The sequence below is a fragment of the Escherichia sp. KS167_9B genome, from assembly GCF_030295215.1.
Lineage (GTDB): Bacteria > Pseudomonadota > Gammaproteobacteria > Enterobacterales > Enterobacteriaceae > Escherichia > Escherichia coli_F.
The window spans coordinates 594,243-601,182 of sequence record NZ_AP025754.1; the positions used below are offsets into that span (position 1 = coordinate 594,243).

Here is a 6,940-nt window from a genome sequence, read left to right on the forward strand (position 1 = left end):
GGAAAACGTGCAAAAAGGTCGCGTAAGGCCAAAACATCGCCGCATCCGGCATCCGGCATCCGGCATCCGAGCACCATTGCCTGATGCGACGCTTACGCGTCTTATCAGGCCTACAACCCTGTGCCTGAATCGTAGGCCGGATAAGGCGTTTATGCCGCATCCGGCAGGCATGCGTCGATGCCAGATGCGCCACCCTAAAGCAGCGCATCCGCAATGACATACTTATTCCTTCGGTTTAAACCGCAGCAACCGGTTGGCGTTACTCACTACGGTAATCGACGAGAGCGCCATTGCCGCTCCGGCAACCACCGGGTTAAGCAGTGTTCCCGTGAACGGCCACAAAATACCGGCGGCGACCGGAATACCAATGCTGTTGTAGATAAACGCACCGAGCAGGTTCTGCTTCATGTTGCGCAGCGTTGCGCGGGAAATTGCGAGCGCATCCGCAACACCCATCAGGCTATGGCGCATCAGGGTAATCGCCGCGGTTTCAATGGCAACATCGCTGCCGCCACCCATAGCAATACCGACATCCGCCTGAGCCAGCGCTGGCGCGTCGTTAATGCCGTCGCCCACCATTGCCACCTGACGTCCTTCACTTTGCAGACGTTTGATCGCTTCGGCTTTACCGTCTGGCAGCACGCCGGCTATCACCTCATCAATCCCTGCTTCTTTGGCGATCGCATTGGCGGTGGTCGGGTTATCCCCGGTTAGCATCACCAGACGATATCCCGCTTTATGCAGACGTTGCAGTGCCGCCACGCTATCGTTACGCAACGGATCGCGCACCGCCAGCAAGGCCACCGCTTTCCCGTCAACCGCCAGCAGCACAGGCGTTGCCCCTTGCGATGCCTGGGCTGAAATATCTGCTTCAATCGCTTTAGTATCGACTTGCTGGTCATTTAACAACGCCTGATTACCCAGCAATAACGCATGACCTTCTGCTTCACCGCTCACGCCCAGCCCACGCAATGTACGGAAGCTGTTGACCTGCGGCAGCTGCATATCGCCTGCTTTATCGAGGATCGCCCGTGCCAGCGGATGGCTGGAACCTTGTTCCAGTGCCGCCGCCAGACGCAATGCTTGCGCTTCATCAACATCAGCAAATGTTTTTACTGCGACAACCTGCGGCTTCCCTTCGGTCAGCGTCCCGGTTTTATCGAACACTACGGTGTCGAGCGTACTGGCGCGCTGCAGCGCGTCGGCGTCCCGCACCAGCACGCCAAATTCAGCCGCACGCCCGACGCCGGAAATAATCGACATTGGCGTTGCCAGCCCCAGCGCACACGGGCAGGCGATAATCAGTACCGTAGTGGCAATCACCAGGGTATAAACAATTTGCGGTGCCGGACCAAAGAAGTACCAGATTGCCGCACTGACCAGCGCAATCACCACCACTACCGGCACAAATACGGCAGAGATTTTATCCGCCAACTGGCCGATTTCCGGTTTACTGCTCTGGGCCTGGCGCACCATACGAATGATCCGTGACAGCGTAGTATGGCTGCCAACCGCACTGGCACGAAACAGCACGCTACCGTCCTGCACCACGGTACCTGCATGAACGCTATCGCCTTCGCCTTTTTGCTGCGGAATAGGTTCGCCCGTCAGCATTGCTTCATCCAGCCACGCTTCGCCCTGGGTAATTTCACCATCTACCGGTACGCGATCGCCGGTCGTCAGGCGTAGTAACATACCAGGCTGAACATCTGCCAGCGGCACGCTTTTTTCACCTTCGTCAGTGACCAGGCGCGCCGTCGGCGGGGTTAAATCGAGTAATTTCTCCAGCGCCTTTGAAGAACGCTGACGTGCGCGCGCTTCCAGCATATGACCGAGATTAATCAGACCGATAATCATCGCACTGGCTTCGTAATAAAGATGTCGCGCTTCCATCGGGAACCACTGCGGCCACAGGTTGACGCTCATTGAATAGAGCCACGCCACGCCAGTACCCAGCGCCACCAGCGTATCCATTGTCGCCGCACCGTTCAGCAGGCTTTTCCATGCGCTACGGTAAAAATGCCCGCCGGCGAAAACCATTACCGCCAGCGTTATCAGGCCGATAACTAACCACAGACTGCGGTTGTCGGCGGTGACCATCATGTTATCGCCGATCATCCCCCAGACCATCACCGGGATACCTACCGCCAGAGCGACAATTGCCTGCCAGCGGAAGCGCTTCATGGTAGCGACGGCGGTTTCCTGCTGGCGCTCGCGGCGTTTAGCGTCATCTTCAATCGCTTCCGCGCCGTAGCCCGCTTTTTCCACTGCCTGCACTAAATCTTGTGGGGAGGCACTGCCCATCACCAGCGCAGTACGCTCCGCCAGGTTTACCCGTGCCTGAGTGACGCCCGGTACGCTTTGCAGCGCATTTTGTACGCGGGTAACACAGCTGGCGCAGCTCATGCCGCTCAGCAGCAACTGCTGACTGTCATCGTCATCGGCGTTTGCTGCCGGAAGCGCCTCAGAAACCGCTGTCAGTGCTTCCGACGGGATTGATGACTCCGCCAGCGGTTTAGCCTTTGGGTGGCTTACAGATGCGTCATAACCCGCTTGTTTGATGGTTTCGATCAGCTGTTCTGCACTGGCAGTACCGGTAACGTGCGCTTCAGTGATAGACACATCCGCCTGCTCAACATCCGGGCGCTGTTCGAGACTTTCTTTCACGCGTTTAACGCAGTGACCGCAGGACAGGCCGTCCAGGGTCAGGTCGATAGTTTGTGACATAACGTACTCCTTTAAGACAGTGTTGACTGACTGTGTTAAAGGTTAAACCTTCCAGCAAGGGGAAGGTCAAGAAATTAATAAACCAGGCGGGTAAAAGTCCGTAAAGATTAAAAAATCGGCTCAATTTGCATCAGGATTAGACATTTATCTCTTTGTTTTCCTGTAGTTAAGTCGCGGGTGCTAAGTTAAATCAGGATGCCTGAAAATCGGCACCGGGGTGAGGAATCCCCTCCCGCATCTATAAAAAGGAGTTAACAAAAGATGTTAGATGCAAACACATTACAGCAGGCAGTGGATCAGGCTTACACCCAATTTCACTCACTTAACGGCGGACAAAATGCCGATTACATTCCCTTTCTGGCGAATGTGCCCAGTCAACTGGCGGCAGTGGCTATCGTGACCTGCGATGGTAAAGTCTTTAGCGCGGGTGACAGTGATTACCGCTTTGCGCTGGAATCCATTTCAAAAGTCTGTACGTTAGCCCTCGCGTTAGAAGATGTCGGCCCGCAGGCGGTACAGGACAAAATTGGCGCTGACCCGACCGGATTGCCCTTTAACTCGGTTATCGCCTTAGAGTTGCATGGCGGCAAACCGCTTTCGCCACTGGTAAATGCTGGCGCTATTGCCACCACCAGCCTGATTAACGCTGAAAATGCCGAACAACGCTGGCAGCGAATTTTACATATCCAACAACAACTGGCTGGTGAGCAGGTAGCGCTCTCTGATGAAGTCAACCAGTCGGAACAAACAACCAACTTCCATAACCGGGCCATAGCCTGGCTGCTGTACTCCGCCGGATATCTCTATTGTGATGCAATGGAAGCCTGTGACGTGTATACCCGTCAGTGCTCCACGCACCTCAATACTATTGAACTGGCAACGCTTGGCGCGACGCTGGCGGCGGGTGGTGTGAATCCGCTGACGCATAAACGCGTTCTTCAGGCCGACAACGTGCCGTACATTCTGGCCGAAATGATGATGGAAGGGCTGTATGGTCGCTCCGGTGACTGGGCGTATCGCGTTGGTTTACCGGGCAAAAGCGGTGTAGGTGGCGGTATTCTGGCGGTCGTCCCTGGCGTGATGGGAATTGCCGCGTTCTCACCACCGCTGGACGAAGAAGGCAACAGTGTTCGCGGTCAAAAAATGGTGGCATCGGTCGCTAAGCAACTCGGCTATAACGTGTTTAAGGGCTGATCATGATGAACACGGAAGGTAATAACGGTAACAAACCTCTCGGTCTATGGAACGTCGTTTCCATCGGCATTGGGGCAATGGTGGGGGCGGGGATCTTCGCGCTGCTGGGGCAGGCTGCGTTGCTAATGGAAGCCTCGACCTGGGTCGCCTTTGCTTTTGGCGGTATTGTGGCGATGTTTTCCGGTTATGCCTATGCGCGTCTGGGGGCGAGCTATCCCAGCAATGGCGGTATTATCGACTTCTTTCGTCGCGGATTAGGCAACGGCGTCTTTTCGCTGGCGCTCTCGTTACTGTACCTGTTGACGCTGGCGGTGAGTATCGCCATGGTCGCCCGTGCTTTTGGCGCTTATGCCGTGCAGTTTTTGCATGAAGGCAGCCAGGAGGAGCACCTTATTTTGCTCTACGCGTTGGGGATCATTGCGGTGATGACGCTTTTCAACTCCTTAAGCAACCATGCGGTAGGGCGGCTGGAAGTGATCCTCGTCGGCATTAAAATGATGATCCTGTTATTGCTGATTATTGCCGGTGTCTGGTCGCTACAACCGGCGCATATTTCCGTCTCTGCGCCTCCCAGCTCCGGTGCGTTCTTCTCCTGTATCGGGATAACCTTCCTTGCCTATGCGGGCTTTGGCATGATGGCGAACGCGGCGGATAAAGTGAAAGATCCGGCGGTCATTATGCCACGGGCGTTTCTGGTGGCGATTGGCGTTACCACACTGCTTTACATCGCGCTGGCGCTGGTACTGCTTAGCGATGTATCGGCATTAGAGTTAGAAAAATATGCCGATACCGCCGTAGCGCAGGCCGCATCTCCGCTCCTCGGGCATGTGGGTTATGTGATCGTTGTCATCGGTGCTTTACTGGCGACGGCTTCAGCCATCAACGCGAACCTGTTCGCCGTGTTTAACATCATGGACAACATGGGAAGCGAACGCGAACTGCCGAAGCTAATGAATAAATCTCTGTGGCGGCAGAGTACCTGGGGCAACATCATCGTCGTGGTGTTGATTATGCTGATGACGGCGGCGCTAAATTTAGGCTCACTCGCCAGCGTTGCCAGTGCCACCTTTTTGATCTGCTACCTGGCGGTGTTTGTGGTGGCGATGCGCCTGCGTCATGATATCCATGCCTCGTTGCCGATTCTTATCGTTGGCACGTTGGTTATGTTGTTGGTGATCGTTGGCTTCATCTACAGTCTGTGGTCCCAGGGCAGTCGTGCGCTGATATGGATTATTGGCGCACTCTTACTCAGCCTTATTGTGGCAATGGTCATGAAGCGCAATAAAGCCGTATAAAACCTCTCTGCGCGCAGTACTTTCTGTACTGCGCCTTTGTCTTTAATTCAAATTTCCTTTCTTATTCCTTTAATAAATAAGTCACAAAAAAATGATATATACGCGATAAATCTGTGATACTAATCACTTATTGCTGTGGATTATTCTTAATGCGTATGATGGTAATCTAAAAGTCGTAGTGTATTCTAAATAAATAACGTATAAGCTTTTTAACTGCATTTCTTTTCCAATCTCAATGTTCGACAAAAGAGGTGCACAAGTTATTACCCTTCTTAATAAAATGAGACTGGTTATAAAAACCAGTTAAAATAATGACCTGGAAGGAAGTGACTTATCTATGGCGCGATTCCAGTTTAAAAACCGTAAAAATAATGGACTTATTTTTTTAATAAGTTTTATGGTGATGGGAGAAGCTACAATTGCTGCACCGCTGCCACAATGGGCGAACGCCCCAGCGGTAACGCCAGTTGCCCGATTATCTTTACAGGAAAGTATATTACGCGCCTTTGCGCGAAATCCCGACGTCACTCAACAGGCGGCGCAGATAGGTATTGGCGAAGCGCAAATCGATGAAGCCAAAAGTGCCTGGTATCCACACGTTGGATTAACCGGCAACGCGGGGCCGTCCCGGCAAACGGACTCCAGCGGCAGGCTGGATAACAACGTCTCTTATGGCATAACCCTGACGCAGCTGGTGTATGACTTCGGTAAAACAGATAACGATATCAAACTACAAACCGCCGCTCGTGACAGCTACCGCTTTAAACTGATGGCAACCTTAACTGACGTAGCCGAAAAAACGGCGACGACCTATATGGAAGTGAGCCGATATCAGGCGTTGTGCGACGCTGCGCAGCGTAATATTCACTCTCTGGAAAATGTCTACAACATGGCGGCACTGCGCGCCAACGCCGGGCTTAACTCATCATCCGATGAATTACAGGCACAGACGCGTATAGCGGCAATGCGCTCGACGCTGGAGCAATACCAGGCGCAAATGGCAAGCGCCAAAGCGCAACTGGCGGTGCTCACTGGTGTACAGCCGGAGAGGATAGCCGCGCCACCTGCTGAATTAGCCGAGCAGCCAGTGTCGCTAAAAAATATTGATTACCAGTCCATACCGCTGGTTCTGGCGGCAGAAAACTTACGTCAGTCTGCTCAGTACGGTGTGGAAAAAACCAAATCGCAATACTGGCCGACGCTCAGTATTCAGGGCGGCAAAACGCGCTACCAGACCAGCGACCGCTCGTACTGGGATGACCAGTTACAACTGAACGTCAACGCGCCGTTGTATCAGGGCGGCGCGGTTTCAGCCCAGGTGCAACAGGCCGAAGGGCAACAAAAAATCTCTGCCTCGCAGGTTGAGCAGGCGAAATTAGATGTTATGCAACGGGCGTCGGTGGCGTATGCCAACTGGACTGGGGCACGGGGACGTGAAGAGGCCGGTTTAGCGCAATCCGAAAGTGCGCACAGAACGCGGGATGTTTATCAAAATGAATATAAATTGGGTAACCGAAGCCTGAATGATCTATTAACCGTCGAGCAAGATGTTTTTCAGGCGCAATCGGCTGAAATAAATGCCAATTATGATGGCTGGGTCGCCGCCGTAAATTATGCCGCTGCGGTGAATAACCTTATTCCATTAGCGGGAATTAAACAGGGCTTATACAACGACTTACCCGACTTAAAATAATCCTGCCATTATTAATATCAGGTATGCATCG

The 6,940-nt window shown here is 53.2% G+C and carries 4 protein-coding genes; 3 read left to right on the plus strand and 1 reads right to left on the minus strand.

Going from position 1 to position 6,940, the window contains the following annotated elements:
* Positions 1-222: 222 nt before the first annotated feature.
* Positions 223-2,727 (minus strand): copper-exporting P-type ATPase CopA, encoded by a 2,505-nt coding sequence (gene copA, locus QUE34_RS02885; protein WP_000083933.1) that lies wholly within the window; start codon positions 2,725-2,727, stop codon positions 223-225.
* Positions 2,728-2,988: 261 nt separating this feature from the next.
* Here copA and glsA point away from each other — a divergent pair, with 261 nt between their 5' ends.
* From glsA to QUE34_RS02900, 3 genes are all read left to right on the plus strand, one after another.
* A complete protein-coding gene (gene glsA, locus QUE34_RS02890; protein WP_286338920.1) occupies positions 2,989-3,921 on the plus strand; it encodes a glutaminase A in 933 nt (310 codons plus the stop codon).
* A 2-nt stretch (positions 3,922-3,923) separates the two neighbouring features.
* Entirely contained in the window at positions 3,924-5,216 is a 1,293-nt protein-coding gene (locus QUE34_RS02895) for an APC family permease (protein ID WP_000982158.1), read from the plus strand.
* 337 nt (positions 5,217-5,553) lie between these two features.
* Positions 5,554-6,909, plus strand: a complete 1,356-nt coding sequence (locus QUE34_RS02900; protein ID WP_032302593.1) for a TolC family outer membrane protein — start codon at positions 5,554-5,556, stop codon at positions 6,907-6,909.
* The last annotated feature ends 31 nt before the right edge of the window (positions 6,910-6,940 follow it).